Annotated in this window: 21 protein-coding genes; 6 read left to right on the forward strand and 15 right to left on the reverse strand. The window is 72.1% G+C overall.

The window, feature by feature from the left end; genetic code table 11:
* Window positions 1-57: 57 nt before the first annotated feature.
* The 4 genes from ACFU97_RS13955 to ACFU97_RS13970 form a co-directional block, all read right to left on the reverse strand.
* On the reverse strand, window positions 58-435 hold the full coding sequence (locus ACFU97_RS13955; protein ID WP_384255236.1) for an ArsR/SmtB family transcription factor: 378 nt from the start codon (window positions 433-435) through the stop codon (window positions 58-60).
* A 222-nt stretch (window positions 436-657) separates the two neighbouring features.
* Window positions 658-1032, reverse strand: a complete 375-nt coding sequence (locus ACFU97_RS13960; RefSeq protein ID WP_384255239.1) for a hypothetical protein — start codon at window positions 1030-1032, stop codon at window positions 658-660.
* Between the two features lie 194 nt (window positions 1033-1226).
* Complete coding sequence (locus ACFU97_RS13965; protein ID WP_384255241.1) at window positions 1227-2867, reverse strand: ABC-F family ATP-binding cassette domain-containing protein; 1641 nt, start codon at window positions 2865-2867, stop codon at window positions 1227-1229.
* A gap of 49 nt (window positions 2868-2916) precedes the next feature.
* Window positions 2917-3939 (reverse strand): oxidoreductase, encoded by a 1023-nt coding sequence (locus tag ACFU97_RS13970; RefSeq protein ID WP_384255243.1) that lies wholly within the window; start codon window positions 3937-3939, stop codon window positions 2917-2919.
* A 78-nt stretch (window positions 3940-4017) separates the two neighbouring features.
* Here ACFU97_RS13970 and ACFU97_RS13975 point away from each other — a divergent pair, with 78 nt between their 5' ends.
* Window positions 4018-4962: an FAD-dependent oxidoreductase gene (locus ACFU97_RS13975; protein ID WP_384255246.1), complete on the forward strand. Its 945-nt coding sequence runs from the start codon at window positions 4018-4020 to the stop codon at window positions 4960-4962.
* A 126-nt stretch (window positions 4963-5088) separates the two neighbouring features.
* Here the strand turns inward: ACFU97_RS13975 and ACFU97_RS13980 are convergent, their stop codons facing one another.
* Window positions 5089-7044, reverse strand: a complete 1956-nt coding sequence (locus ACFU97_RS13980; protein WP_384255248.1) for a Xaa-Pro dipeptidyl-peptidase — start codon at window positions 7042-7044, stop codon at window positions 5089-5091.
* 210 nt (window positions 7045-7254) lie between these two features.
* On the opposite strand from ACFU97_RS13980, the gene ACFU97_RS13985 reads away from it, so the two are divergent.
* Window positions 7255-8736, forward strand: coding sequence for a M1 family metallopeptidase (locus ACFU97_RS13985; protein WP_384255250.1), 1482 nt, complete (start codon window positions 7255-7257; stop codon window positions 8734-8736).
* 69 nt (window positions 8737-8805) lie between these two features.
* Here ACFU97_RS13985 and ACFU97_RS13990 read toward each other — a convergent pair whose 3' ends face one another.
* Window positions 8806-9708, reverse strand: a complete 903-nt coding sequence (locus ACFU97_RS13990; RefSeq protein WP_384255253.1) for a PfkB family carbohydrate kinase — start codon at window positions 9706-9708, stop codon at window positions 8806-8808.
* Between the two features lie 211 nt (window positions 9709-9919).
* Entirely contained in the window at window positions 9920-11386 is a 1467-nt protein-coding gene (locus tag ACFU97_RS13995) for an amino acid permease (protein ID WP_384255255.1), read from the reverse strand.
* A 243-nt stretch (window positions 11387-11629) separates the two neighbouring features.
* On the opposite strand from ACFU97_RS13995, the gene ACFU97_RS14000 reads away from it, so the two are divergent.
* Window positions 11630-12403 carry a MerR family transcriptional regulator gene (locus ACFU97_RS14000; RefSeq protein ID WP_384255257.1) on the forward strand — a complete coding sequence of 258 codons (774 nt, stop codon included), beginning with the start codon at window positions 11630-11632 and terminating at the stop codon, window positions 12401-12403.
* On the opposite strand, the gene ACFU97_RS14005 is transcribed toward ACFU97_RS14000, so the two are convergent.
* A complete protein-coding gene (locus tag ACFU97_RS14005; protein ID WP_384255260.1) occupies window positions 12380-13105 on the reverse strand; it encodes an SDR family NAD(P)-dependent oxidoreductase in 726 nt (241 codons plus the stop codon). The two genes, ACFU97_RS14000 and ACFU97_RS14005, sit on opposite strands and share 24 nt — an antisense overlap.
* Window positions 13106-13245: 140 nt before the next feature.
* Between ACFU97_RS14005 and ACFU97_RS14010 the strand changes: the two genes are divergently transcribed.
* Genes ACFU97_RS14010 through ACFU97_RS14020 form a run of 3 tightly spaced genes read left to right on the forward strand, consistent with a single transcriptional unit; the run spans window position 13246 to window position 16844 of the window.
* Window positions 13246-14274, forward strand: a complete 1029-nt coding sequence (locus tag ACFU97_RS14010; protein WP_384255262.1) for an ABC transporter permease — start codon at window positions 13246-13248, stop codon at window positions 14272-14274.
* A gap of 34 nt (window positions 14275-14308) precedes the next feature.
* Window positions 14309-15373: a sugar ABC transporter substrate-binding protein gene (locus ACFU97_RS14015; protein ID WP_384255265.1), complete on the forward strand. Its 1065-nt coding sequence runs from the start codon at window positions 14309-14311 to the stop codon at window positions 15371-15373.
* A 1-nt stretch (window position 15374) separates the two neighbouring features.
* Window positions 15375-16844: a sugar ABC transporter ATP-binding protein gene (locus ACFU97_RS14020; protein ID WP_384255267.1), complete on the forward strand. Its 1470-nt coding sequence runs from the start codon at window positions 15375-15377 to the stop codon at window positions 16842-16844.
* Window positions 16845-16866: 22 nt separating this feature from the next.
* Here the strand turns inward: ACFU97_RS14020 and ACFU97_RS14025 are convergent, their stop codons facing one another.
* From ACFU97_RS14025 to ACFU97_RS14055, 7 genes are all read right to left on the reverse strand, one after another.
* Window positions 16867-17607 carry an IclR family transcriptional regulator gene (locus ACFU97_RS14025; protein ID WP_384255270.1) on the reverse strand — a complete coding sequence of 247 codons (741 nt, stop codon included), beginning with the start codon at window positions 17605-17607 and terminating at the stop codon, window positions 16867-16869.
* A 57-nt stretch (window positions 17608-17664) separates the two neighbouring features.
* Window positions 17665-18999, reverse strand: coding sequence for a glycoside hydrolase domain-containing protein (locus ACFU97_RS14030; RefSeq protein WP_384255272.1), 1335 nt, complete (start codon window positions 18997-18999; stop codon window positions 17665-17667).
* A 103-nt stretch (window positions 19000-19102) separates the two neighbouring features.
* A complete protein-coding gene (locus tag ACFU97_RS14035) occupies window positions 19103-20731 on the reverse strand; it encodes a thiamine pyrophosphate-binding protein (protein WP_384255274.1) in 1629 nt (542 codons plus the stop codon).
* Window positions 20732-20895: 164 nt separating this feature from the next.
* Window positions 20896-23070: a 3-hydroxyacyl-CoA dehydrogenase NAD-binding domain-containing protein gene (locus tag ACFU97_RS14040; protein ID WP_384255276.1), complete on the reverse strand. Its 2175-nt coding sequence runs from the start codon at window positions 23068-23070 to the stop codon at window positions 20896-20898.
* A gap of 41 nt (window positions 23071-23111) precedes the next feature.
* A complete protein-coding gene (locus ACFU97_RS14045; RefSeq protein ID WP_384255278.1) occupies window positions 23112-24326 on the reverse strand; it encodes an acetyl-CoA C-acetyltransferase in 1215 nt (404 codons plus the stop codon).
* Window positions 24327-24388: 62 nt separating this feature from the next.
* Window positions 24389-25540, reverse strand: a complete 1152-nt coding sequence (locus ACFU97_RS14050) for an acyl-CoA dehydrogenase family protein (RefSeq protein ID WP_384255281.1) — start codon at window positions 25538-25540, stop codon at window positions 24389-24391.
* Entirely contained in the window at window positions 25537-26694 is a 1158-nt protein-coding gene (locus tag ACFU97_RS14055) for a CaiB/BaiF CoA transferase family protein (protein ID WP_384255283.1), read from the reverse strand. The genes ACFU97_RS14050 and ACFU97_RS14055 overlap by 4 nt, the downstream gene beginning before the upstream one ends.
* Window positions 26695-26816: the final 122 nt, after the last annotated feature.

Below are 26816 nucleotides of genomic sequence, written 5' to 3' on the forward strand. Positions count from 1 at the left end.
CATGGGGCGCCGGTGACCGCGCGAGTACCCCGGAAGGCACGGTTCAGGACCGCGAATTCAGCGGACGCGTGCCGCCGTCACCTCGTGCGGTGCGGGGGGAGCCGGAGCGTCGGCCTGCTGGAGCTCGGTGAGGAGCTGGTTCTGGCCGGCCAGGAGCTCGGTGAGGATCCGGCGGGCGGCGCGCAGGAGTTCGGCGACGTCTCCGCCGGCGAGCGCGTAGCGGACGGTGGAGCCCTCCCGCATGGACACGACGATGCCGGAGCGCCGCAGGACGGCCAGCTGCTGCGACAGGCTGGACGGCTCGATGTCGATGTCGGCGAGCAGATCCCGCACGGACACCGGCCCGTGCTGGAGGAGTTCCAGCACCCGGATGCGCACGGGGTGGCCGAGCATGCGGAAGAACTCTGCCTTGACCTGGTAGAGGGGGGCCTGCATGGGCTCGCTCCTGGTCGGGTGGGTGGGGACTGCGGCCGCCGCGGCGCGGCGTCGTCCCAGGACACCGACGTTCCCAGGACACCGCCGCACCGCGGACCGCCTTCGAAGCCGATCCTTCACGCCTCGGACCCGGCGGGAACGCACATTGGCACCATGCTGATGTGGTGACTTGAAGAAGTCTTCACATCATGGGCAGACGTGTCCGCCGGATGTCCGGGCGCGCTAGATCTCGATCGCCTCCTCCACGCGCTTGAGTTGATGGCGTGCCATCGCCAGGTTCGAGTTGGACTTGTCGAGGACGAGGTAGAGGAACAGCCCGTTGCCCGAACGGCCCTTCACCAGGCGGATCACGTGGTACTGGCGGTCCAGCGTGATCAGGATGTCCTCGATCAGGCCCTTGAGACCGAGCTGTTCCATGGTGCGGACCTTGGCCCGGATGACATCCGTGTTGCCGGCCGCGGCGACGGTCAGGTCCAGCTCCTTGCTTCCGCCGAGCGTGCCCAGCGCCATTCCGCTGGTGTAGTCGACGACGGCCGCTCCGAGGGCTCCCTCGATCCCGGCCATCATCTCCTTCAGCGACACTTCCACACTCGCCACAGCGCCTCCCATTGCGTGCCGTTGACTGCGCGGGCCGGTGCGCGGCCCGCCTCGGTCTCCGGACCGTACGCATGCCACCGGCATGCCACGGGCAACTCTTTGGGACTGACCTCCGACGACCGGACATGCGCGCGACCGGATCGTTCGGGGCACCGCAAGTGCCTTGTAAGGGGGCGAAGTTGACGGCGCCGCCGCTAGCGTTCCGTCACCTTCCCGTCCGCCACCTCCAGGCGGCGGGTGACGTGGATCGCGTCCAGCATGCGGCGGTCGTGGGTGACCAGCAGGAGCGTGCCCCGGTAGGCGTCGAGGGCGGACTCCAGCTGCTCGATGGCGGGCAGGTCCAGATGGTTGGTGGGCTCGTCCAGGACCAGCAGGTTGACGCCCCGGCCCTGCAGCAGCGCCAGCGCCGCGCGGGTGCGTTCGCCCGGGGACAGGGTGGCCGCCGGGCGCAGGACGTGATCGCTCTTGAGGCCGAACTTGGCCAGCAGGGTGCGGACTTCGACCGGCTCGGTGTCGGGTACGGCGGCGCCGAACGCGTCGAGCAGGGACTCGGTGCCGTGGAACAGCTTGCGGGCCTGGTCGACCTCGCCGACCAGGACGCCGGAACCGAGGGCGGCGGCACCGGAGTCGAGCGGGACGCGGCCCAGCAGGGCGGCGAGCAGGGTCGACTTGCCGGCGCCGTTCGCCCCGGTCACCGCCACCCGGTCCGCCCAGTCGATCTGCAGGGAGACCGGTCCGAAGGTGAAGTCGCCGCGCCGCACCTCGGCGTCGCGCAGGGTGGCCACGACGGCGCCCGACCGCGGGGCCGAGGCGATCTCCATGCGCAGTTCCCACTCCTTGCGGGGCTCCTCGACGACGTCCAGCCGTTCGATCATGCGCTGGGTCTGGCGGGCCTTCGCCGCCTGCTTCTCGCTGGCCTCGCTGCGGAACTTGCGGCCGATCTTGTCGTTGTCGTTGCCCGCCTTGCGCCGGGCGTTCTTCACGCCCTTGTCCATCCAGGAGCGCTGCGTCTGCGCCCTGTCCTGGAGGGCCGCCCTCTTGTCGGCGTACTCCTCGTAGTCGTCCCGGGCGTGCCGGCGGGCGACCTCGCGTTCCTCCAGGTAGGCCGCGTAGCCGCCGCCGTAGAGGTTGATCTCCCCCTGTGCGAGGTCGAGTTCGAGGACCTTGGTGACCGTGCGGGTGAGGAACTCGCGGTCGTGGCTGACGACGACGGTGCCGGCGCGCAGGCCGGAGACGAACCGTTCGAGGCGTTCCAGGCCGTCCAGGTCGAGGTCGTTGGTGGGCTCGTCGAGCAGGAAGACGTCGTAGCGGGACAGGAGGAGGGAGGCGAGTCCGGCGCGGGCCGCCTGGCCGCCGGACAGGGACGTCATCGGCTGGTCGAGGTCCACCGCGAGACCGAGGGAGTCGGCGACCTCCTCCGCCCGCTCCTCCAGGTCCGCGCCGCCGAGGTCGAGCCAGCGCTCCAGGCTCGTCGCGTAGGCGTCGTCGGCGCCCGGCGCGCCGTCGACCAGCGCCTGGGTGGCCTCGTCCATCACACGCTGGGCCTCGGCGACGCCGGTGCGGCGGGCCAGGAACTCCCGGACGGTCTCGCCGGGGCGGCGCTCCGGCTCCTGCGGGAGGTGGCCGACGGTCGCCGTCGGCGGGGAGAGCCTGAGCTCCCCCTGCTCCGGCGCGAGGAGCCCCGCGAGCATCCTGAGCAGGGTGGACTTGCCCGCGCCGTTGGCACCGACCAGCCCGATCACGTCACCGGGCGCGACGACGAGGTCGAGTCCGGCGAACAGGGAGCGGTCGCCGTGCCCGGCGGCGAGGTTCTTGGCGACGAGTGTGGCAGTCATCAGGCCGCCGATCCTAGCCGCCGGCGGGCCGGCACCGCCTCGCCGTTTCCTACCGGGCCATCGCCTCCACCAGCACACTCCCCGCTGTCCGCGCCACCACGAACGACTCGCCCCGGACCGCCCTGGCGTCCAGCGCGATGCGGTGCCGGCCCGCCTCCAGCACCCCGTCGAAGACGTCGTGCGCGTGGCTGCGGTAGAGCCGGTCCAGACGGTAGGCGGTCAGCCGGACCCGGCAGGACGAGGTGACCTCGACGCCCGCCTCGCCGTCGGCCGCCACCAGCCGGGTCAGCCGGCGCTGCTCCACCGGGCTGCGGTCCAGGGCGTGCTCGATCTGCGCGACGAGCAGCGGCACGATCGGGGCGAGGCCCTCGACGTACGCCACCTCGACGCCGGCCTGCTGGAAGGAGCGGCGCACCTCGGCCCGCCGCTCCTGGCCTACGGCTCGGCCGAAGGCGACCGCGCCGTAGGAGCGCAGTTCGTCGGCGGGGACACCGTGCGCGTCATGCGCGATGTCGGCGCCGATGCCGATGGCGCGCAGCGCGGCGGCGAGCTTGGCGAGCAGGGCGACCCGCGCGCCGATGAGCAGGACCCGGCGCCGCGCGCCCGGCGCACGGCCGTCCAGCAGCGAGGCCAGCGCCTCGCGGTACCGGCCGCCGTGGAAGCGGAACGGCCCTATCCCGTGGTAGCCGTTGCGTTCCAGATCGGCGTGTTCGTCGGTCTGCCAGGCGAAGTCCCGCCAGATGAAGTCCTCGCCGTCGCGCTCGATGACGGCGGTGACCGCACCGCAGGCAAGGTCCGCGCACTCCGGGCAGCCGTAGACGACGTAGCGGCCGTCCGGGAGCGGTGCCTCGGCCTCCAGCAGGAGGCTGCGGACCTGCTCGGTGAAGATCGCGGGCGGGACGTCGGAGGCGAGCGGGGAGACGGCGTCGAGGTCGGAGAGCTGGAACAGCAGCGGCCGCCCGTCGACGATGAAGTCCACGAAGTCCCGGTGGATCTGGTAGTCACCGTTGCTGAGGACTCCACCGGCGCGCATCGCCGGTGCCAGGCCGAAGGTCGCGTACTCGGCGGACATGCTGTGAGTATTCCCGCAGTCGGAGCTCTCCGAGCACGGCATGACACATTCCGCTACCGTCCCCTGAGGGAGGGCGCATTGAACAACGATGTCATCGTGGTGGGCAGCGGGGTCGTCGGGCTGACCACCGCCGTCGTTCTCGCCGAGCGCGGCGTACGGGTACGGGTGTGGACGCGGGATCCCGCCGAGCGGACCACCTCGGCGGTTGCCGGGGCGCTGTGGTGGCCGTACCGGATCGAGCCGGTGGCCCGGGCGCGGGAGTGGGCGCTGCAGTCCCTGGACGTGTACGAGGAGCTGGCGGGCGACCCCGAGGCGACCGGCGTACGCATGGTCGAAGGGGTACTGGGCGAGGCGGATCTCGACCGGGCCGAGTCCTGGGCGGCCGCCCGGGTGCCGGGGCTGCGCGCGTCGACGCCCGAGGAGTACGCCGGCAGCGGGCTGTGGGCGCGGCTGCCGCTCGTCGACATGCTCACGCATCTGCCGTGGCTCCGGGAGCGGCTGGTGAAGGCGGGCGGGGTGGTCGAGGAGCGTGCGGTCGCCGGTTTCGCGGAGGCGGACGCCCCGGTCGTCGTCAACTGCACGGGGCTGGGGGCGCGCGAGCTCGTTCCGGACGCGTCCGTACGGCCCGTGCGCGGGCAGCTGGTGGTCGTGGAGGACCCCGGCATCCGCACCTGGCTCACCTCCACCGGCCCGGACGGGGAGATGGCGTACTTCTTCCCGCAGCCCGGACGGCTGTTGCTGGGCGGCACGGCCGACGAGGACGCCTGGTCGCTGGAGCCGGATCCGGCGGTGGCCGAGGCGATCGTACGGCGCTGTGCGGCGCTGCGGCCCGAGATCGCGGGGGCGCGGGTGCTGGAGCACCGCGTGGGGCTGCGGCCGGCGCGGGACGCGGTGCGGCTGGAGCGTGAAGTCCTGCCCGACGGGCGGGTGTTGGTGCACAACTACGGACACGGCGGGGCGGGTGTGACCGTGGCGTGGGGGTGTGCGGGGGAGGCGGCCGGGTTGGCTTGCCCGACCGCCTAGCGCTCCGCGGGGGTGCGGTTGTGCTTCTGCGGCTCAGTCTCCGTCTTCGGCTGCGTCGTGGCCGGTCGCGCAGTTCCCCGCGCCCCTGAGAACGCTGTTACGCCGCCGGGGATCTGCGCACCCTGCTCAGCCGAGGGGGACGCGGTGGATGGTGCGCGGGGCCGTTACGCCCTGGAGGGTCCTTCCTTCGGGAGCGGACGGCTTGTCCGTCGTGGCGCGGGTGAAGGCCGGGGCGCCGCCCACCAGCGGGACGCTCGCCCGGGTGCGGGACAGGTCCAGGGTGAGGGTCGGCTTGTCGGCCGGCGGGTCGATGAGGTCCTTGTCGGTGCCCGCCACGATCAGCGCGAGGCGGTGGCCGGCCGGGACGACGTGGTCGGTGGCCGCGAGGTCGAGGGTGATGGTGTACGCCTTGCCCGGCGTGAGCGGGACGCCCTTCGCGTCGGAGGCGTAGTTGCCGAGGTCGGCCCAACCGCGGCTGACCACGGTGTAGTCGACGTTCGTCCTCTTCGCCGCGGTGTTCTTGAAGCAGGCGCTGTCGCCCGCGGTGCTCGCGCCCCAGCAGCTGCGGTCGGTGCCGGTCGTGATGCCCTCGGCCGCGTCCGCGTAGTCCCGGACGGTGTCCGGGCCGAGGTCGACCAGCACGGCGGAGAGGTGCGCCGTTCTCGTGGTCGGGGTCGCGGTGACCGTCACCTCGGACGAGCCGGACAGGCGCAGGTCATGGGTGAGGGGCCCGGTGAGGAAGCCGGCCTTCTCCGGGGTCGACGTGGCGATCCTGGCGGCCCAGTCGGTCTCGCTCAGCCGCGGGTCGTCGGTGAAGGTCTCGGTGCCGTGGCCTTTGGTGAGGCCGAGGGTGCCGACGCCCGCCTGGCTGCCCCGGCCGGGGCGCAGGGTCGTGGCGGCGGTGCCGCTCGGCGGCCAGACCTTGGAGGTGACCCACTGGTCGGGGTGGCGCTCGACGTCGGCCATCGGCTCGCGGTCGATGCCGTTGTCGTAGCCGAGGAGTTCGTGGTCGAACCAGCGGTGCAGGGTGTCGACCCAGGCGCCGCGGCGGAAGTCGAAGGGGTCGACGTGGCCGGTCTGGGAGAGCCAGATCTTGCGCTCGACGCCGTGCTTGGCGAGGGCGTCCCACCACTGGCCGAAGTGCTTGGTGCGGACGTTGAGGTCCTGCATGCCGTGGGTGAGGAAGACGCTCGCGCGCACCTTGCCCGCGTTCTTCACGTAGTCGCGCTCGGTCCAGAACGGGGTCCACTCGCCGGTGCGCGGGGAGCCGTCGACGATCGCCTTCTGCACCGCGGCGCACTTCGCCTGCGCGTCGGGGCTGTCCACGTAGTTCGACAGCCAGTCGGGGCCCGAGTCGTACAGCGGGGCGCCCTTGGCGAAGTAGTAGTCGTACCACGAGGAGATGGCGCTGATCGGGACGACGGTCTTCAGGCCCTTGACGCCGGTCGCGGCGACGCCGTTGGCGATCGTGCCGTCCCAGCTCTTGCCGATCATGCCGGTCCTGCCGTTGGTCCAGCTCGCCCTGGCCGTGGTGGTGCCGGTGCGGGTGGTGTACGCCTTCGCCCGGCCGTTGAGCCAGTCGACCACGGCCTTCGCGGACTGGATGTCGGAGCGGCCGCCGACGTCCACACAGCCGTCGGAGCGGTTGGTGCCGGCGAGGTCGACGCCGACGAAGGCGTAGCCGCGCGGGACGAAGTAGTTGTCGTAGAAGAGCGGCATCTGGACGACGTGGCCCTGCGCGTCGTACGTCTTGAGCTGGCTCTCGTTGCCGCGGCCGCAGCAGGAGTAGTACGGGCTGGCGTCCATGATGACGGGCACCTTGCGGCCCTGCTGGGCGGGTTCGCGGGGGCGCACGATGTCGACGGCGACGCGGTCGTGCTTCCCGTCGCGGTCGCCGTCGAGTCCGGTGTCCACCCAGACGGCCTCGCGGACGGCGTTCGCGTACGAGTAGACGGGCCGGCTCTCGCGTGGTGCGGAAGGGGCCGCGTGGGCCGCCGCCGGGGTGAGGAAGGCTGCCAGGAGGACGGCGATGGCCGCCGTCGCGAGCGATCTCCAGGTCGTGAAGCGCATGCGTATCGGCATGCGCGGGACGGTACATCGGTCAACTGCCGTGCAGAAGAGGGCCGTAGGCCGCCCCACGGGACGCGCGTGGCCGGATCGGGCCTTGTCACCCGGGGGTTCGTGACGGCCGAATGGCGATCGTGTGACAGGCGGGGCCATGGACATGTCCGGTGACACAGGGACTCCATAGGCTCCGGAACAGATCTCGTGACCCTACGACTTGGAGCTTTCGTGCACCGCAGAATCATCGCGCCGGGCGCACTCGCTGCGGCCTCCCTGATGCTGGCGATCCCGGCGTCCGCCGCAAGCTACTCCCCCGGCGCTCCGGGCATCGGCGACCCCTACTACCCGGCCTACGGCAACGGCGGATACGACGTCTCCCACTACGACCTGCGCCTGAAGTACCAGCCCACGACGGACGAGTTGTCCGGTACGGCGACGATCCTGGCGAAGACCACGCAGGACCTGTCCAGCTTCGACCTCGACTTCCTGCTGGACGTCGGCGAGGTGCGGGTCAACGGCGCCAAGGCCGCCTTCGCCACCTCCGGCCAGCACGAACTGGTCGTCACGCCGAAGACTCCGCTGGCCAAGGGCACGGCGATCACCGTGGTCGTGCGCTACAGCGGGGTGCCGTCGTCGAAGAGCGCCTACGGCTTCAACACCTGGCACCGCACGCCGGACGGGGCCGTCGCGGCGGACGAGCCCGAGGCGGCCTGGTGGTGGTACCCGAGCAACGACCACCCGCTCGACAAGGCCACCTACGACGTGTCCGTCGCCGTGCCGAACGGGACGCAGGCCCTGTCCAACGGCACGCTGCAGTCGACGAGTTCGCAGCTCGGCTGGACGCGCTACAACTGGCGGCAGAACAAGCCGCAGGCCACGTACCTGACCACGCTGGCCGTCGGCAAGTTCGACATCACGACCAGCACCTCCGAGGGCGGGGTGCCGGTGATCAACGCCTACAGCAAGGACCTCGGCGACAACGACGGGGCCGCGCGGGCGAGCGTGGAGCGGACCGGGGAGCTCGTCGACTGGCTCAGCGGCTACTTCGGGCCGTATCCGTTCAGCTCGGCCGGCGGCTACGTCCCCAACACGACCACCGGGTACGCGCTGGAGACGCAGACCCGGGTCTACTACAGCCCGAAGCAGTTCGCGAACGGCTCCAACGCCTCGGTCGTCGTGCACGAGCTGGCGCACCAGTGGTACGGCGACAGCGTGTCGCTGAAGGGCTGGAAGGACATCTGGATCAACGAGGGTTTCGCGCGGTACGCCCAGTGGCTGTGGTCCGAGCACGAGGGCGAGGGCACGACGCAGGAACTCGCCGACTACGTGTACGCCTCGCATCCGGCCGACGACGCGTTCTGGACGGTCAAGCCGGGTGACCCCGGTCCTGACGACCAGTTCGACATCGCTGTCTACGACCGCGGCGCGCTGGCGATCCAGGCCCTGCGCAACGCGGTCGGCGACGACGCGTTCTTCGCCATCCTGAAGGGCTGGCCCCAGGAGCACGCGTACGGGAACGCGTCCGTCGCCGACTTCGAGGCGTACGCGGAGAAGGTGTCGGGCAAGTCGCTGGGTTCGCTCTTCGACGCGTGGCTGTTCCGGCCGAGCAAGCCGGCGGCGTCGGCGTCGGCGGGGGTGGCTCTCGCCAAGTCCGCGGTGGTGCAGCCGAAGTCGTGGAAGAAGATCGCCGCGACCAACGACGTGCACTAGGGAAGTGCCGGGTCCGGTGGTGTGGGGGCTGCGGGCCGGTGGTGGCCGGTCGCGCAGTTCCCCGCGCCCCTAAAGACCCGTCACCCTCGCCAGGAGCTCGTCCCGGCCGATCGCGTCCGCCTCCGTCGACGGGACCGTGCAGGCGTGGGCGCCCGCGATCGTGCCGTAGACGGCGCTGCGGCGAGGTGTCTCGCGGTTCAGCCAGCCGTACAGGAAGGCCGCCGCGAAGGCGTCTCCCGCGCCGTTGGAGTCGAGGACCGGAGCGGGTGGGACGGCCGGGGGTATGTGGGTGAGTTCGTCGTCGGCCAGGAGGTAGGCGCCCTTCGCGCCCGCCGTGGCGACGACCACCTCGGCGCGGCCGCGGTCGGCGATGCGGCGCATGGTGCGCTCCGGGTCGGCGAGGGCGGTGGTGGAGAGGAACACGACGTCCGCGGCGTGGGCGAACGGCTCGTGGTACGGGTTCTCGCCGTCCCAGTCGTGCAGGTCGGTGGAGATCGTCGCCCCCGTCTCGCGCAGGAGCGGCAGGGTGTCGGCGCAGGGCTGGGTGATGGTCACGTGGACGTGGCGACTGGCCGCGGCAAGGGCCTGGACCGTGTCCTTCGGGAAGCCGCCCTCGACCACTGTGCGGCTCGCGTCGTACAGCGACAGGCGCCTGCCGTCGGGGCTGACGAGGTTGACCGCGCGCTTCGTCCCGGCGGGCTGCGGGACGGCCGTGAGGGCGATGCCCCGCTCCCGGTGCAGGGCGCGCACCAGGTCGCCCTCGGGGTCGTCGCCGAGCATGTCGAGATGGTGCACGCGCAGGCCGAGCGCGCCGAGGCCCAGGGCGACGAAGTCGCCGGTCTGGCCGGCCCGGGTGCGGATGCCCTGCTCGATCATGTAGCTGTCGGCGTACGGGAGCGGCAGCCGCGGCACGTACACGATCGTGTCCACGCCCGCGCCTCCCAGCACGAGAACGTCGTTGTCGCGGCTCATGTCCCGCCCTCCCCGTGGTCGTCGGCAGTGACCTTGACGGCCCCAGCCCGCACCTTACCCACGGGACGACATCGGCGAAGGGGTGAGGGCCGCGCCCCGGAAGGGGCGCGGGGAACGGCGCGACCAGCCACGTACGAGCGGCAGGCGCTCACCTCTCGGAGTACCGACGGCGAGGATGCGCGGCCTTCACCGGGCGGAGCGACGGCGCGGGCTAGCTCGTGAGCTGCGTGAGTTCCTCGTTCTCCGTGCGGGCGACCCGGCGTCGTACGCCGAACCAGCCCGCGACCAGCATCGCGGCGATGACCGGGATGAGCAGGAGGGTCTTGCGGCCGACCTCGGGGTCGTTCCACATCAGGCCGAGGACGGCGAGGAGGAAGACGATCGTGGTGATCTCGGTGACCGGGCTGCCGGGCAGCCGGAAGGACGGGCGGGACAGCAGGCCCGCCTTGGCGCGGCGGACGAAGACCAGGTGGCAGACCATGATGATCACCCAGGTCGACACGATGCCGAGCGAGGCGACGTTCAGCACGATCTCGAAGGCCTGGCTCGGCATGAGGTAGTTGAGGCCGACGCCGAGCACGCACACCGCGCAGGTGAGCAGGATGCCGCCGTAGGGGACCTGGCTGCGGTTCATGCGGGCGGTGAACCGGGGCGCCGAGCCCGCCATCGCCATCGAGCGCAGGATGCGGCCGGTGGAGTACAGGCCGGAGTTGAGGGACGACATGGCGGCGGTCAGGACCACCAGGTTCATCACGTCGCCCGCGCCGGAGACGCCGATCTTCGACAGCACGGTGACGAAGGGGCTCTCGTCGGCCGAGTAGACCGAGCCCGGGAGGAGCAGGGCGAGCAGGACGACCGAGCCCACGTAGAACAGGCCCACGCGCCACATGATCGAGTTCACCGCGCGCGGGACGACCTTCTCCGGCTCGGCGGTCTCGCCGGCCGCGACGCCGACGAGTTCGAGGGCGGCGTACGCGAAGATCACGCCCTGCATGACCAGGACGACCGGCATCATGCCGTGCGGCAGGACGCCGCCGTGGTCGGAGATCACGCTCACGCCCGGGGTGCGGCCGCCCACCTCGTGCCGGGTGGCGAGCAGCCAGATGCCGATCAGCATGAAGCCGACCAGGGTGGCCACCTTGACGATCGCGAACCAGAACTCCATCTCGCCGAAGATCTTCACCGAGATCAGGTTCACGGCCAGGACCACGGCGAGCGCGATCAGCGCCAGCACCCACTGCGGGATGCTCGTGAACATGCTCCAGTAGTGCGTGTAGAGCGCGATGGCGGTGATGTCGGCGATACCGGTCGTCGACCAGTTCAGGAAGTACATCCAGCCGGCGACATAGGCGCCCTTCTCGCCCAGGAACTCGCGCGCGTAGGACACGAAGGACCCGGAGGACGGGCGGTAGAGGACCAGCTCGCCGAGCGCCCGGACCACGAAGAAGGCGAAGACGCCGCAGACCAGGTAGGCGAACGCGAGGGCGGGCCCCGCGTTGTGCAGGCGCCCTCCCGCGCCCAGGAAGAGTCCGGTGCCGATCGCGCCGCCGATGGCGATCATGTTGACGTGGCGGTGCTTGAGGCCCTTGCTGTAGCCGGCGTCGCCCGCGTCCGCGGGCGTCGGGGCGGCGTCGCTGTGGGGTGCGACCTGTGCCGTGGTCACGGCGTCCTTGCTCACGGGGGTACCACTCTCTGGTGCGCCCGAGCGGATCGCGCTCGGGTTTCTCCGGACGTACAGGGCCCGCGTATTCGGTGGGGGAACGCAGACCAACGCGCCACCTTCCCCCGGTCCCCCGGGCGCATGCGATGGCATAGATCACACAGCGGTGCTTCTCACACACGCCTCACAAGCGCCTCACATGTCACGACGGCCACGCCGTACGGGTTTCACAGTTCTGGTGAGACAGCGATACTGCTGCACATGACGACCGACACCGACAGCGACACCGGGGAGCCGACGCTCACGGTCGACGAGCTGGCCGCGCGGGCCGGCATCACCGTCCGCACGGTCCGCTTCTACAGCACCAAGGGGCTGCTCCCCCCGCCGGTGATCGGTCCGCGCCGGGTCGGCCGCTACGGGCAGCAGCACCTGGCCCGGCTGGCGCTCATCGAGGAGCTGCAGCACCAGGGCATGACCCTGGCGGCGATCGAGCGGTACATGGAGCAGCTGCCGCCCGGTCTCAGCCACCACGACCTGGCGATCCACCGGGCGGTCGTGGCGTCCTGGGCCCCGGACACCGTGGAGACGCTCACGGCCGAGGAGCTGCACCGGCGGGCCGGGCGCCCGCTGAGCGCGGACGACACCGAGCGGCTCGCCGCCATGGGCGTCGTCCGGGCCGACGGGGAAGCCTTCCGGGTCGACGCGGGGCTGCTGCGGCTCGGGGTGCAGCTCCTGGACGTCCCCCTGTCGGAGGCCGCCATCCTCGCCTCCCGCACGGTGCTGATCGAGCACTCGCGCGCGGCGGCGCACGAGCTGTCGCAGCTGTTCCGCGGCGAGGTGGCGGAGCGGGACGAGCAGGACGTGAAGCTGCTGTCGGCGCACATGCAGCCCCTCGTGGTGCAGGCCCTGCTGACGACGTTCCAGCGCTCGCTCAAGGAGGAGGTGCACCAGTGGCTCGCGGACACGCAGCCGGAGCCGCAGGAACCACGGGAGTCGCAGAAGTCGCGGGAGTCACAGGAAGGCCGATCCGCCTGACACGTTGAGCGTCTGCCCGGTCAGGAAGCCGCTGCCCTCGTCCACCACGTACAGCAGCGTCGAGACCAGGTCGGACGGCTCCTGGGTGCGCGGCACGACCTGCCCGGCGCGGACCGCCTCGAAGCCCCCGTCCGCCCCGACCGTCCGCTCGGCGGTGGCGGTGCGCACCATGCTGGGCGCGATCGCGTTGACGGTGATGCCGTACGGGCCGAGCGCCGAGGCCAGCGCGCGGGTGAAGCCGATCAGGCCCGTCTTCGAGGTGACGTAGGGGACCATGTCGGGCGGTGCGGTGAGCACCGCGGCGGAGACGATGTTGACGACGCGGCCCCACCCGGCGGCCTTCAGATACGGCAGCGCGGCTCGCGTCACCACGAACGGCGCCTCCAGGTTCACGCGCATGATCCGGCGCCAGTCCTCGACGGTGGTCTCCTCGAAGGGCCCGGCGGGGTAGACGCCGGCGTTGTTGACCACCACGTGCAGCGTGCCGAACCGGTCGATCACGCGCTCCATCCCGGCCCGTACCTGCTCCTCGTCGGCGGCGTCGCCCTCCAGCTCCAGGTAGTCCAGGATCTTCCCGGCGGTCCGCGCCTGCGGGGCGATGTCGAGCCCCGCGACCCGGTAGCCGCGGCCGGCGAGCGCGACGGCGAACTCCTGCCCGAGGCCCTGTGCCGCACCGGTCACCAGGGCGGTCCGCGTGTCCATGGCCCGAGTGTGATGATCCGTCAGGCACTCGGCAAGGGTGCATTCCACTCGCTGAAACGGCTCTGTTGCCGCCCGCAGCCCGGGGGCCGACGCTGCGGCCAGGTCCTGCCGCAGTACCAGCCGTACGGGAGCCGTGCCCGATGACCGAGACCGAGCGTGCCGTGGACGACGCCGAGCGCGCCCGCGATCAGGGTGGCGGGCGGCGCCGGCTCGTCCCGCTGCCCGGGCGGCTGCTCCGGGACGAGCTGGGCGTACTGCTCGTGCTCGCGCTGCTGATCGCCGGGATCGGCATCCCGTACCCGGACTTCCTCGACACCTCCAACCTGCTCTCCACGGCCCACAACTCCGTCTACATCTCGCTGATGGCGTGCGGCATGGTCTTCGTGCTCGCCATGCGCGAGGTGGACCTGTCGGTGGGCGGCAGCTACGCGATGTGCCTGGTCGTCGGGGCGCTGCTGGTGCGCGACGGGCTCGGCCCCTGGCTCGCGGTACCGGTGATGCTGCTGACCGGGGTCGCCCTCGGCGTGTTCAACGGGCTGGTGACGACCCTGCTCGCGCTGCCGTCGTTCATCGTCACCCTGGGCACCCTGATGCTCTACCGGGGCGTCGGGCTCGCGCTCGCCGACGGCAAGCAGATCACCGATCTCCCGCTGGACAACTCGTTCTTCACCGTCGTGGGCGGCGATCCCGGCGGGGTGCCGTTCGCGCTGTGGGTGCTGCTGGCCGTGCTCGCGGTGCTGGCCGTGGTGCTCGCCCGCACCCGCTTCGGGGCCCGGGTGCGGGCGATCGGGTCCAACCCCGACGCCGCCGCGTTCAGCGGCATCCCGGTGGTCCGCACCCGGATCGAGGCGCTGGCCCTGTCGGGGCTCACCACGGCGTGCGCCGCCGTGCTCGCCCTCGCCTTCTACGGCGCCGGCGACCCGACCCTGGGCCAGGGCTACGAGCTGCAGGCCATCGCCGCCTGCATCATCGGCGGCACCCCGCTGGCCGGCGGCCGCGGCTCGGTGATCGGCGCGGTGGCCGGGGCGATGATCCTGGCGGTCGTCGCCTCGGGCCTCGTGTTCTTCGAAGTACCCATCAACTGGACGTCGTTCGCGACCGGCGCGGTCATCCTCGTCGCCGTCGCGGCCGACAGCGCGCTGCGGCGCACCGGACGCCGACGCAAGTGAACACCCAGCCTGCGCAAGGCTCTTGGAGGCCGTGATGCATCCCCGACTCCGTACGACCGCCGCCGCGCTCGGCGCTCTGATGCTGCTCGGCGCCGCCGGCTGCGGCGACAGCAGCCCCGGCGGCGGGAGCGGCGAACTCGACATGGGCATCGCGGTCGCCAACATCTCGCTCAACTTCGCGCACGAGATGGTGCTCGGCGCCGAGAGCGCCGCCCACCACGCCGGGAAGGTCAACTTCAAGGCGGTGGGCCCGCCGAACACCGACGGCCCGGCCGAGGCGCAGCTCTTCCAGAACCTCACCGCCACCGCCAGGGACGGCATCGTCCTGGAGAACCTGGACCCGCCGATCTTCACCCGGCCCGCGGCGCAGGCCGTGGACAAGGGCATCCCCCTCGTCGCCCTGGACACCGCCCCCACCGACGGCAGCAAGATCACCTTCTACGTCGGCAACGACAACTACGCGCTCGGCGAGCTGATGGCCAAGGAGGCGCTGAAGCGGCTCGGCGCGAACCCCAAGGGCGAGATCGTCATCGGCGTGCCCAACCCGGGAACCCCCGTGCTGGACAACCGCGCGAAGGGCATATCCGACACGTTCAGGAAACAGGCGCCGGGCGTGAAGGTGCTCGGCCCCTTCCAGACGTACAGCGATCCCGGGCAGAACTACAGCTCCTGGTCGTCGCAGGTGAACGCGCACCCCAAGGCGCTGGCGTTCCTGGGCGTCGGGGACGCCGACAGCTACAACCTCGCCAAGATCAAGAAGGCGCAGCACGGCAAATGGCTGAGCGCCGGCTTCGACGTCGACCCCAAGACGCTCGAGGCGGTCAAGGACGGCTCGAACTTCGTCACCATCGACCCGCAGCACTTCCTCAAGGGCTACCTCTCCACGGCTATCCTCATCGACTCGGTGCGCCACCAGGACGGGAAGCTGCCGGAGGGCTGGTTCCTCTCCCCCGGCGGGGTCGTCGACTCCTCCAACATCGACGACATCATCGCCCGCCAGAAGTCCGCGACGGCCGCCTACGACTGGTACAGGCCGACGATCGACAAGCTCCTGGCCGACCAGCAGGCCCACATCAAGCCCCTGAAGGACGCCCGCTGAGATGACGAACGGGGACATCCTGGTGGCGCAGGGCCTGGTCAAGTCCTACGGCGGCGTACGGGCCCTGGACGGGTCCGGCATCCGGCTGCGGGGCGGCGAGGTGCACGCGCTGGTCGGGGAGAACGGGGCGGGCAAGTCGACATTGGTGCGCATCCTGTCGGGGGTGCTGGCCGCGGACGAGGGGGTGGTGCGGACCGCCCCGGACAGCCGGCTCGCGGTCGTCTCCCAGGAGCTGAGCCTGTTCCCGGACCTGACCGTGCGCGAGAACCTCTTCCCCACAGGGCCGCCGCGGCGCTTCGGCCTGCTCGACCGCGGCGCGATGGACCGGGCGGCCCGCCCCGTCCTGGCGGACCTGGGACTCGACCTCGACCTCGGTCAGGAGCTGGGCGACCTCTCCCTCGCCGACCAGCAGTTGACGGAGATCGCACGGGCGCTGCTGCGCGGTCCGCGGCTGCTGATCCTCGACGAGCCGACCTCGGCCCTGCCCATCGCCGCCGTCAACCGGCTCGCGGGCGTCCTGCGCACCCTCACCGGGCGGGGCATCGCCGTCCTGTACGTCACGCACTTCCTGGACGAGGTCATGCGCTTCGCGCACCGCGTGACGGTGCTGCGGGACGGGCGGGTCGCGCTGGCGGGGGTGCCCCGGGCGGAGGTCGGCGTGCCGCAGCTGGTCACGGCGATGCTGGGCGGCCGGCCGCCGGTGCCGCTGCGCCGGGCGCGGGCCGTGGTGGACCGGCCGCCGGTGGTGGTGCTGTCCGGGGTGAGCGTGCCGGGACGGCTGACGGACGTGACCTTCACCGTGCGGGCGGGCGAGGTGGTCGGGGTCGCCGGGCTGCAGGGGGCGGGGCACCTCGACGCGCTGGAGGTGGTGTGCGGGCGTACGGCGATCTCCGCGGGACGGCTGGACGTCGCGGGACGCGGGGCGCCGCGCTCGCTGCGGGACGCGGTCCGCGCGGGCGTCGCCTTCGTGCCGAGCGACCGCAAGCGCAACGGCCTGATGGCGGACCGGCCGGTGTGGGAGAACACCACGACGGTGAGCTGGCTGGCGCTCGGCCGCGGCGGCGTCATGCCCTCCCGATCCGAACTGGTGCGCCGCACCACGGACTTGACGCGGCGGCTGCGGCTGCGCGGCGGGCCTTACGACGTCGTGGCCCGTCTGTCCGGCGGCAACCAGCAGAAGGTCGTCTTCGCCAAGTGGCTGGCGACCGACCCGAAGATCGTCGTCCTCGACGATCCCACGCGCGGGGTCGACGTCGGCGTACGGGCCGAGATGCACCGCATCGTCGGCGAACTGGCCGCGGGTGGTGCGGCGGTGCTGCTCGCCTCGACCGACCTCGCCGAACTGACCGAGGTGTGCGACCGGGTGCTGGTGTTCGTGCGGGGGCGGGTGACGGGTGAGGTGCACGGGGAGCGGCTGACGGAGCACGCACTGGCGGTGGCGATGCAGCAGGCGGTGCCGGAGTCGGGCTGAACCGGTGCCGCGGGGAAGGGAGTCAGGCCGACAGGGCGCGGGTCAGGGCCCGCGCCGCCGCGCACACCCGGGCGCACATCCGGTCGACGTCCAGGCGGCGGGTGCCACCCGTGACGGAGATCGCGGCGATCGGGCGGGGGCCGTGGTCGCGGACGTAGACCGGGGCGGCGACGGCGGAGATGCCGACCTCGGCCTCCTCCAGGTTGACGCCGTAGCCGCGGGCCCGGGTCAGGGCGAGGTCGCGGGCGAGCTGGCCGGGCAGGACCAGGGTGCGCGGGGTCAGGCGGGTCAGGGTGCGGTGTGGCGGGCGCGGGTCCTGGGCGAGGAAGACCTTGCCGGTGGCGGTGCAGTGCGCGGGCAGCCGGCCGCCGGTGCGGGAGACGATCGGCGTCGCGCGGCGGCCGGTGACCTTCTCCAGGAACAGCGTGTCGGTGCCGTCGGGGACGGCCAGATGCACGTTCTCCAGCGTCGCCTCGTGCAGATCGCCGAGATACGGCAGCGCGGCGTCCCGCAGCTCGCGCACCGTCGGCGCCGACTGGCCGAGCACGAACAGCCCGAGCCCGATGCGGTAGCTGCCCGCCTCGGTGCGCTCGACCAGGCCGAGCCGGACCAGCTCGCCGACCAGCCGGTGCGCGGTCGGCTTCGGCAGTCCCGTGCACAGGGCCAGCTCGGCGAGCGTGAGTGCGGTCTCGGAGCCGCCGCAGGCGCGCAGCACCATGACCCCCCGGGCGAGCACCGACTTCGGCAGCTGACCGTCCGTCATGGACCGATGGTGGTGGCTCGCCGGGCGAGTGACAAGGTGCGGGGCGCTGTGAGTGGCTCAGCAGCGCGGCAGCGGCTTGCTGTACGTGGTGCTGCTGGGCGTCGCCACGTAGCGGTCGGAGACGTAGTGGCCGTTCTCCAGCCGGTCCCAGACCTTCGTGGTGCCGCTCGTGGAGCCGGAGCGCTGGCAGGTGACCCAGGCGAGCGCGCCGTTCGGTGAGGTGCCGACAGCGCTGTAGGAGGAGCCCGGTCCGCTGCGTTCGGTCACGCCGCCGGTGGCCGTCACCTGGTACGGGTAGGTGCAGCGCGGCAGGGGCGCGGTGTAGCCGGTGGCGGAGGCCGTGCTGACGTAGTGGTCCGAGACGTAGGCGCCGTTGGTCAGCCTGTCCCAGACGGCCGTGGTGCCGACCTTGGTGCCGGGAGCCTGGCAGACGACGTTCACGGTCGCGCCGGGCGCGTACGAGGTGACGACGGGGTACGACGTCGCCGGCCCGCTGCGTGCGTTGAGCGCGGTCGTGCTGGTCACCTTGTAGGGGAGGGCCACCGTGGCCACGGGAGCGTCGACGCGGTCGGTGTCGATGTTGATGGTGACGCCGCCGTACGTCTCGTCGTGGCCGCCGCGGAACTGCTTGGCGCGCTGGTGGACGGCCCACTTGGAGTCGGCGACGGCGGTCCAGCCCTTGAGGGAGTCGACGCCGTCGTAGCGGGCGATCCACAGGGCGTCCGGTCGGGCGTAGGCCGTGGAGGTGTAGACGTCGGCGAGCTGCTTGGCGCCCAGGTTGAGGTTCATGTAGACGCCGGAGACCCAGCCGAGGCGGTGCAGTTCCCTGGTCCACGCCGAGACGTAGGTCAGGACGGCGGTGCGGCACGCGGTGTCCGTCTGGGTGTAGTGCTCGATGTCGTTGTAGAGGGCGCTGCCGGGCAGCATGCCGAGCGCCTTGGCGGCGCTGATCGCCTGCGAGGCGGCCGCGGTGCCCTGGGAGCGTGCCGTGGCCGGCGTCAGGCTGATCTTGGCGTCGGCGGGACGGGCCCCGCAGGGCGGTTGCAGGCCCTTGTGGATGGGCAGCAGACGCCACTTCAGGCGGGCCACGGAGGCGACCCACGAGGCGGTCAACTGCGGTTGCGCACAGGTGCGGTTGACGCCCGAGACGTAGACGCCGAGGGCACGGTACGGCGAGGCGTTCCAGGCCTGCACGGAGGTGAGTGGAGGGGCCGTGCAGGCGTCGAAGGCGAGACCCGAGTAGCGGGTCGCGCTCGCGCCGGAGGGGTAGCCGACGGTGGTGGCCGGGTCGGCGGCGGCGGCCGGCGCGAGGACCAGGGCGGTCGTCACGCCCAGGGCGCCGGCGGAGCAGACGGCGAGGAGTCTTCGCAGGACGGAGTGCAGGTGCGGCATGACGGCCCCCGGCGGTGAGCAGTTGAGGTGCCGTCAGGGTGGGCGCAGGTCCGGACCGCGGCCATGGGCCGAACGGCCCCCCGCCGGACCCGCTGGGCCCGGCTCAGGACCGCAGCGGTACGTCGATCAGCAGCGGCCTTGTCAACTCCCCTGCCCCCTGGACCAGTTCGCGCACGTGGTCCGCGCTCGCCGCGCGGACGGCGTCGACGCCGAAGAACCGGGCCGCCTGGGTGAAGTCCAGCTGTCCCAGGTCGGTGCCGGGGCAGGGGCCCGGGTGGCCCATGGCCGTGTAGGTGTCCTGGAGGGTCCGGTACACGCCGTTGTTCATCACGACGAACAGGACGGGGGCGTTCTGGCGGGCGGCGCTCCACAGGCCCTGGAGGCCGAAGAGGGTGCAGCCGTCGCCGAGGACGGCGACCACCGGGCGGCCGGGTTCGGCCAGGGCGCGGCCGACGGCGGCGCCGATGCCCCAGCCCAGTCCGCCGCCGACGGTGTGCGTGTAGCTGCCGGGACGTTCGAGGCGCACGAGGCGGCGCAGCAACAGGCCGACGGTGATGGCCTCTTCGACGACGATCGCGTCCGGCGGCAGTCCGCGCGCCACGGCGTGGGCGGCGGCCCAGGGGGCGAGCGGTGCCGGGGAGTAGGCGGCGCGGGCGGCGGACTCGGCGCGGTCGCGGTCGGCGGTGTGCCGCTCACCCGCGCGCAGGATGCGGGCCTTGGCCGTATGGGCGGGCACGCGGTCGTGGAGGAGCTCCGACAGGCGGTGCAGCGAGGGAGCGAGAGCACCCACCAGCCCGGCCGCGGCGGCGAAGTTGCGGCCGATCTCGTGCGGGTCGGAGTCGAGCTGGACGACGGTGAGACCGGGCGGCAGCGCGGGCCCGGGGCTGTAGTGGTGCGGGGTGAAGGCGTGCGCCCCGGCGATCAGCACGGTGTCGTAGGGGGCGAGGGCCTTGCGGATGGCGTCGTGCCGGGGCGGCAGCATCCCGGCGTGAAGAGGGTGCGTGGTGGGGAAGTCGAGGCAGTCCGCCATCGGCTGGTGGTGGACGACGGCGCCGCACGCCTCCGCGGTGCGCACGAGGGCGGCGACGGCGTCCTCGCGGCCCACGCCGTCCCCGGCGACGATCGCGGGGCGGGCCGCCGCGCCGAGCAGCAGCGCGGCGCGCTCCAGTCCGGCGGCCGGGCCGAGCGGGGGCGCGGGGGTGCGGGCCGGCACCTCGACCTCCGTGCCCTCGCCGAGCACGTCCATGGGCAGGGCCAGGAACACCGGTCCCGCGGGCGGCCGTACGGCCAGCGCGAAGGCGCGGCGCAGGGCCAGCGGCAGGTCGCGGGCGTGCTGGATGTCGTACGCCGCCTTCACCGCCGGGGTGGCCAGGCCGATCAGGTCGCCGGAGAGCATCGGGTCCTGCTGGAGGTGGCGGCGGTCCTGCTGACCGGCCGTCACGACGAGCGGGGTGCGCGAGCGGCGGGCGTTGAGCAGGCCGATCAGGCCGTTGGCGAGCCCGGCGGCGATGTGCAGGCTGACGAAGGCCGGGCGGCCGGTGCCGCGGGCGTAGCCGTCGGCCATGGCCACGACGGAGCCCTCGTGGACGCCGAGCACGTACTCGGGTTCACCGTGGGCGCCCGCGAGCGCCGCCAGGAAGGGGAGTTCGGTGGTGCCGGGGTTGCCGAAGACGCGGTCCACGCCCTCGCCGCGCAGGATGTCCAGGACGGCGAGGGCGGGACGCTGACCCATGGGGGGCTCCTGAAGGGGACGGTGGCCGTGCGGAGCGTTCGCGGGTCAGCGTCGAGGCCCCGGGGGCGGGGTGCAAGACCTGCGTACCGCTCAGCGATACGTGAGGCCTGCGCCGCCCCCGCCCGTCCAGTCACGCGTCGCAGCGTGTCGGGTCACGCGTCCGGTCACGCGTCCGAGAAGCGCTCCCCCTTCTCCGCCTTCTCCACCAGCAGCGCCGGCGGGGTGAACCGGTCGCCGTAGCGCTCGGCCAGCTCGCGCGCGCGGGCCACGAAAGCGGGCAGGCCGCCCTCGTAGCCGTTGATGTACTGGAGGATGCCGCCGGTCCAGCCGGGGAAGCCGATGCCGAAGATGGAGCCGATGTTGGCGTCGGCGACCGACGTGAGGACGCCCTCCTCGAGGAGCTTGACCGTGTCGAGGGCCTCGGAGAAGAGCATGCGCTCCTGCATGTCCTCGAACGGGATCTCGTGGCCCGGCTTGGTGAAGTGCTCGCGCAGACCCGGCCACAGGCCCGCCCGCTTGCCGTTCTCGTCGTAGTCGTAGAAGCCCGCTCCCCCGCTGCGGCCGGGGCGGTCGAACTCGTCGACCATGCGGTCGACGACGGCCTCGGCGGGGTGCGCCGGCCAGGTGCCGCCGGCCTCCTCGACGGCCCGCTTGGACTCGTTGCGGATCTTGCGCGGGAGGGTGAGGGTCAGCTCGTCCATCAGGGACAGGACCTTGGCCGGGTAGCCGGCCTGCGCCGCCGCCTGCTCGACCGACGCGGGCTCGATGCCCTCGCCGACCATGGCGACACCCTCGTTGATGAAGTGGCCGATCACGCGGGAGGTGAAGAAGCCGCGGGAGTCGTTGACCACGATCGGCGTCTTGCTGATCTGGCGGACCAGGTCGAAGGCGCGTGCCAGGGCCTCGTCGCCGGTGCGCTCGCCCTTGATGATCTCGACGAGCGGCATCTTGTCGACCGGCGAGAAGAAGTGCAGGCCGATGAAGTCGGCCTGGCGCTCGACGCCTTCGGCGAGGACCGTGATCGGCAGGGTGGAGGTGTTGGAGCACAGCAGCGCGTCCGGCTCGACGACGTGCTGGATCTCCTGGAAGACCTTGTGCTTGAGCTCGGGGTTCTCGAAGACGGCCTCGATCACGGCGTCGCAGCCGGCCACGTCCTGCGGGTCCGCCGCGGGCGTGATGCGGGCGAGCAGCGCGTCCGCCTTCTCCTGTGTGGTACGGCCGCGGGAGACGGCCTTGGCGCACAGCTTCTCGGAGTAGCCCTTGCCCTTGACGGCCGCCTCCAGGGAGACGTCCTTCAGGACGACCTCGATGCCGGCGCGGGCGCAGGAGTAGGCGATGCCCGCGCCCATCATCCCGGCGCCGAGGACCGCGACCTTGCGGACCTTGCGGGGCTCGATGCCCTTGGGGCGGTTCGCGCCGGAGTTGACGGCCTGGAGGTCGAAGAAGAACGCCTGGATCATGTTCTTCGAGGTCTGGCCCGCGGCCAGTTCGACGAAGTAGCGGGCCTCGATGACCTGCGCGGTCTCGAAGTCGACCTGCGAGCCCTCGACGGCCGCGGCGAGGATGTTGCGCGGCGCCGGGTAGGGCGCGCCGTTGGTCTGCTTGCGCAGGTTGGCCGGGAAGGCGGGCAGGTTGGCCGCGAACCTGGGGTTGGCGGGGGTGCCGCCCGGGATGCGGTAGCCGGGCTTGTCCCAGGGCTGCTGCGACTCGGGGTTGGCGTCGATGAAGGCGCGTGCCTTGGCGAGCAACTCGTCCTGGGTGGCGGCCACTTCATGGATCAGGCCGTTGTCGAGGGCGCGCTGCGGGTTGTACTGGGTGCCCTGGAGCAGCACCTTCAGCAGGGCGTCGGCGATGCCGAGCAGCCGGACGGTGCGCACGACTCCGCCGCCGCCGGGCAGCAGGCCCAGCGTGACCTCGGGGCAGCCGATCTTGGAGCCGGGCGCGTCGAGGGCGACGCGGTGGTGGCAGGCGAGGGCGAGCTCGAAACCGCCGCCCAGGGCCGCGCCGTTGATGGCGGCGACCACCGGCTTGCCCAGGGTCTCGATGCGGCGCAGGTTGCGCTTGATCGCCATGCCGCCGTCGAAGAGGTCCTGCGCGGTCTCGGGGGTGACCCGGATCAGGTCGCGCAGGTCGCCGCCGGCGAAGAAGGTCTTCTTGGCGGAGGTGAAGACGATGCCGCGGATGGAGTCCTGCTCGGCCTCCAGGCGGTCGGTGACGGCGGCGAGGGAGTCGCGGAACGCCTGGTTCATGGTGTTCGCGGACTGGTTCGGGTCGTCGAGGACGAGGGTGACGACGCCGGTCTCGTCCTGTTCCCAGCGGATGGTGGTGCTCTCGGTCATGAGGGGGTCTCCGTTGAAGTCTCGTGTGGCCGCTGGGGTCTTCAGACGCGCTCGACGATCGTGGCGATGCCCATGCCGCCGCCGACGCACAGGGTCGCGAGGCCGTAGCGCTTGTCCTGGCGCTCCAGTTCGTCGACGAGCGTGCCGAGGATCATCGCGCCGGTCGCGCCGAGCGGGTGGCCCAGCGCGATCGCGCCGCCGTTGACGTTGACCTTGTCCAGCGACAGGCCCATGTCCTTCACGAAGCGCAGGACGACCGCGGCGAACGCCTCGTTGATCTCGACGAGGTCGATGTCGTCGATGGTCAGGCCGGCCTTGGCGAGGGCCTTGCGGGTGGCGGGCGCGGGGCCGGTGAGCATGATCGTGGGCTCCGAGCCGGAGACCGCCGCGGAGACGATCCGCGCGCGGGGGGTGAGGCCGCCTCGCTCGCCGGCCTCCTTGGTGCCGATCGCGACCAGCGAGGCGCCGTCCACGATGCCGGAGGAGTTGCCCGCGTGGTGGACGTGGTCGATCTTCTCGACCCAGTGGTACTTCTGCAGCGCCACGGCGTCGAAGCCGCCGAGGTCGCCGATGTCCGCGAAGGACGGCTTCAGCTTGGCGAGCGAGTCGGCGGTGGTGCCCGGGCGCAGGTGCTCGTCGTGGTCGAGGACGACCAGGCCGCTGCGGTCCTTGACCGGGACGACCGAGCGCTGGAAGCGGTTCTCCTTGACGGCCGTGGCCGCCCGCTCCTGGGAGAGGGCCGCGTACTCGTCGACGTCCCGGCGGGAGAAGCCCTCGATGGTGGCGATGAGGTCGGCGCCGATGCCCTGCGGCACGAAGTTGGTGGCGAGGTTGGTCATCGGGTCGTTGAACCAGGCGCCGCCGTCGGAGGCCATCGGCACCCGCGACATGGACTCGACGCCGCCCGCGAGGACGAGGTCCTCGAAGCCCGAACGGACCTTGGCGGCGGCCATGTTGACCGCTTCCAGGCCGGAGGCACAGAAGCGGTTCTCCTGCACGCCCGCGACCGTGTCCGGCAGTCCCGCGGCGATCGCGGCGATCCGGGCGATGTCGGAGCCCTGGTCGCCGACCGGGCCGACGACGCCGAGCACGATGTCGTCGATCGTGGCCGGGTCCAGGCCCGGGAAGCGGTCCCGCAGTTCGTGGATGAGCCCGACGACCAGGTCGATGGGCTTGGTGCCGTGCAGGGCGCCGTTCGCCTTGCCGCGGCCGCGCGGGGTGCGGATCGCGTCGTACACGTACGCTTCGGTGCTCACAAGCAAGCCTTTCGGGGGTGAGGGTGGGCCGGCCGGGGATGAGGTGGGCCGGCCGGGAAGCTTCAGCCGAGCAGCGAACGGCCGATGATCTCCTTCATGATCTCGGTCGTGCCGCCGTAGATGGTCTGGATGCGGCCGTCGGTGAAGGCCCGGGCGACCGGGTACTCGGTCATGTAGCCGTAGCCGCCGTGCAGTTGGAGGCAGCGGTCGGCGACGCGCTTCTGCAGCTCGGTCGCCCACCACTTCGCCATGGAGGCGTCGACGGCGTCGAGCGTGCCGGCCCCACCGTCTGCGTGGGCCTCGATGCAGCGGTCGATGAAGGTGCGGGTGACGGCGCACTCGGTGGCCATCTCGGCCACCTCGAAGCGGATGTGCTGCTTGGTCGCGAGCGGCCGGCCGAAGGCCTCGCGCTCCTTGACGTAGTCGGTGGTGATCTCCAGCAGGTGCTCGGCGGCGGCGATCGCCGAGACGGCGATGCTCAGGCGCTCCTGGGCGAGGTTCGTCATCAGGTGCACGAACGCGCCGTCGAGCGTGCCGAGGAGGTTCTCCTTCGGCACGCGCACGTCGTGGAAGAACAACTCGGCCGTGTCCTGGGCCTTCTGGCCGATCTTGTCGAGGTTGCGGCCGCGTTCGAAGCCCTCCATGCCGCGCTCGACGACCAGCAGCGACAGCCCGTGCGCGCCGCCTTCCGGGGTCGTCTTGGCGACCACCACGACCAGGTCGGCGAGGATGCCGTTGGAGATGAAGGTCTTGGCGCCGTTGAGCACCCAGTGGTCGCCCTGGTCCTCGGCGTGCGTGCGGATGCCCTGGAGGTCGGAGCCGGCGCCCGGCTCGGTCATGGCGATGGCGGTGATGATCGAGCCGTCGCAGAACCCGGGCAGCCAGCGCCGCCGCTGCTCGTCGGTGGCGAGCGAGGTCAGGTACGGCCCGATGATGTCGTTGTGCAGGCCCAGGGCGAGGCCGGCGGCGCCCGCGCGGGTGAACTCCTCGGCGAGGACCGCGCTGTATCGGAAGTCGGCGGTGCCGCCGCCCCCGTACTCCTCGGGCACGGCGAGTCCGAGCAGGCCCTGCTTGCCGGCCGCCCGCCACGCCTCGCGGGAGACGATGCCGTCCTTCTCCCACTGCTCGTAGTACGGCAGCACCTCCCTGGCCAGGAAGGCGCGCACCGTCTCGCGGAACGCGTCGTGCTCGGGGGCGAAGATCTGCCGCTTCATTCGGGGCCCTTCATGGATTCCTGGTCCTTCATGAGGTCGGGTACGTCCCAGTCGCGCGCGACGCCGGCGGTGTCCGCGCCGGGCTGCGCGGGGCCGCTCCGTACGGCCGTCGGGGTCGCCGAGAAGCGCGGCGCCGGCGCCGGCTGGGTGATGCCGCCGTGGCCGGTGAAGGTGGCGCGGGCGGCGAGATGGGGGTGGTGCGGGGCCTCGCGCAGCGACAGCACGGGCGCCACGCACGCGTCGGAGCCCTCGAAGACGGCCGTCCACTCCTGCTGGGTGCGGGACTTGAAGCGGGCGGCGACCGAGGTGCGCAGCTCGCCCCAGCGGGCCCAGTCCCTGCGCGCCTCGGCGTGCTCGGGGACGCCGAGCAGGGTGACGAACTCCTCGTAGAACTGCGGCTCGAGGGAGCCGACCGCCATGTACCGGCCGTCGGCCGTCTCGTACGTGCCGTAGTACGGGCAGCCGCCGTCCAGGAGGTTGGCGCCGCGCCGGTCCTGCCAGCCGCCGGCCGCGAGCATGCCGTGGATCATCGCGGAGAGGTGGGCGGTGCCGTCGACGATGGCGGCGTCCACGACCTGTCCGGTGCCGCCCGCGCGCGCGTGGTGCAGGGCGGCGAGGACGCCGACGACCAGGTACAGGGAGCCGCCCGCGTAGTCGCCGAGGAGGTTGGCGGGGACGGCCGGCGGACGGTCCGGGTCGCCGATCATGCCGAGGGTGCCGGTGAGCGCGATGTAGGCGACGTCGTGGCCGGCGCGCTGGGCGAGGGGGCCGTCCTGGCCCCAGCCGGTCATCCGGCCGTAGACGAGCGTCGGGTTGCGGGCGTGGCAGGTCTCGGGGCCGACGCCGAGGCGCTCGGCCACGCCGGGGCGGTAGCCCTCGATGAGGACGTCGGCGCGTTCGGCGAGGTCCAGGACGCGCGCGGCGCCCTCGGCGGACTTCAGGTCGACGATCACGGAGCGCTTGTTGCGGTTGGTGACGTCGTAGGCGGGGTCGATCGCGAGCCCGGCACCGCCCGGGCGGTCCACCCGGACCACGTCGGCGCCCAGGTCGGCGAGGAGCATGGCGGCGAACGGGCCCGGCCCGATCCCGGCCAGCTCGACCACGCGCACGCCGGTGAGCGGGCCCTGCCCGGCCGGCGTCTCTGCCGTTGTCATCCAGCCCCCAGCACTGTGACACAACTGATGTAACACCAGTGATGCTAAGAACACGTTCCACCGAACACAAGACCTGGGCGAGCAAGCGCTTAGCCAATTATCGGGGTCCGCGGTCATGCGGC

The organism is Streptomyces sp. NPDC057616 (assembly GCF_042800575.1).
Lineage (GTDB): Bacteria > Actinomycetota > Actinomycetes > Streptomycetales > Streptomycetaceae > Streptomyces.

Bases quoted from the DNA above. Each gene is read 5' to 3' on its own strand.
- ACFU97_RS13955 (WP_384255236.1), bottom strand. From the start codon at position 435: ATGCAGGCCCCCCTCTACCAGGTCAAGGCAGAGTTCTTCCGCATGCTC.
- ACFU97_RS13965 (WP_384255241.1), bottom strand. From the start codon at position 2,867: ATGACTGCCACACTCGTCGCCAAGAACCTCGCCGCCGGGCACGGCGAC.
- ACFU97_RS13970 (WP_384255243.1), bottom strand. From the start codon at position 3,939: ATGTCCGCCGAGTACGCGACCTTCGGCCTGGCACCGGCGATGCGCGCC.
- ACFU97_RS13980 (WP_384255248.1), bottom strand. From the start codon at position 7,044: ATGCCGATACGCATGCGCTTCACGACCTGGAGATCGCTCGCGACGGCG.
- ACFU97_RS13990 (WP_384255253.1), bottom strand. From the start codon at position 9,708: ATGAGCCGCGACAACGACGTTCTCGTGCTGGGAGGCGCGGGCGTGGAC.
- ACFU97_RS14000 (WP_384255257.1), top strand. From the start codon at position 11,630: ATGACGACCGACACCGACAGCGACACCGGGGAGCCGACGCTCACGGTC.
- ACFU97_RS14005 (WP_384255260.1), bottom strand. From the start codon at position 13,105: ATGGACACGCGGACCGCCCTGGTGACCGGTGCGGCACAGGGCCTCGGG.
- ACFU97_RS14010 (WP_384255262.1), top strand. From the start codon at position 13,246: ATGACCGAGACCGAGCGTGCCGTGGACGACGCCGAGCGCGCCCGCGAT.
- ACFU97_RS14015 (WP_384255265.1), top strand. From the start codon at position 14,309: ATGCATCCCCGACTCCGTACGACCGCCGCCGCGCTCGGCGCTCTGATG.
- ACFU97_RS14020 (WP_384255267.1), top strand. From the start codon at position 15,375: ATGACGAACGGGGACATCCTGGTGGCGCAGGGCCTGGTCAAGTCCTAC.
- ACFU97_RS14025 (WP_384255270.1), bottom strand. From the start codon at position 17,607: ATGACGGACGGTCAGCTGCCGAAGTCGGTGCTCGCCCGGGGGGTCATG.
- ACFU97_RS14030 (WP_384255272.1), bottom strand. From the start codon at position 18,999: ATGCCGCACCTGCACTCCGTCCTGCGAAGACTCCTCGCCGTCTGCTCC.
- ACFU97_RS14035 (WP_384255274.1), bottom strand. From the start codon at position 20,731: ATGGGTCAGCGTCCCGCCCTCGCCGTCCTGGACATCCTGCGCGGCGAG.
- ACFU97_RS14040 (WP_384255276.1), bottom strand. From the start codon at position 23,070: ATGACCGAGAGCACCACCATCCGCTGGGAACAGGACGAGACCGGCGTC.
- ACFU97_RS14050 (WP_384255281.1), bottom strand. From the start codon at position 25,540: ATGAAGCGGCAGATCTTCGCCCCCGAGCACGACGCGTTCCGCGAGACG.
- ACFU97_RS14055 (WP_384255283.1), bottom strand. From the start codon at position 26,694: ATGACAACGGCAGAGACGCCGGCCGGGCAGGGCCCGCTCACCGGCGTG.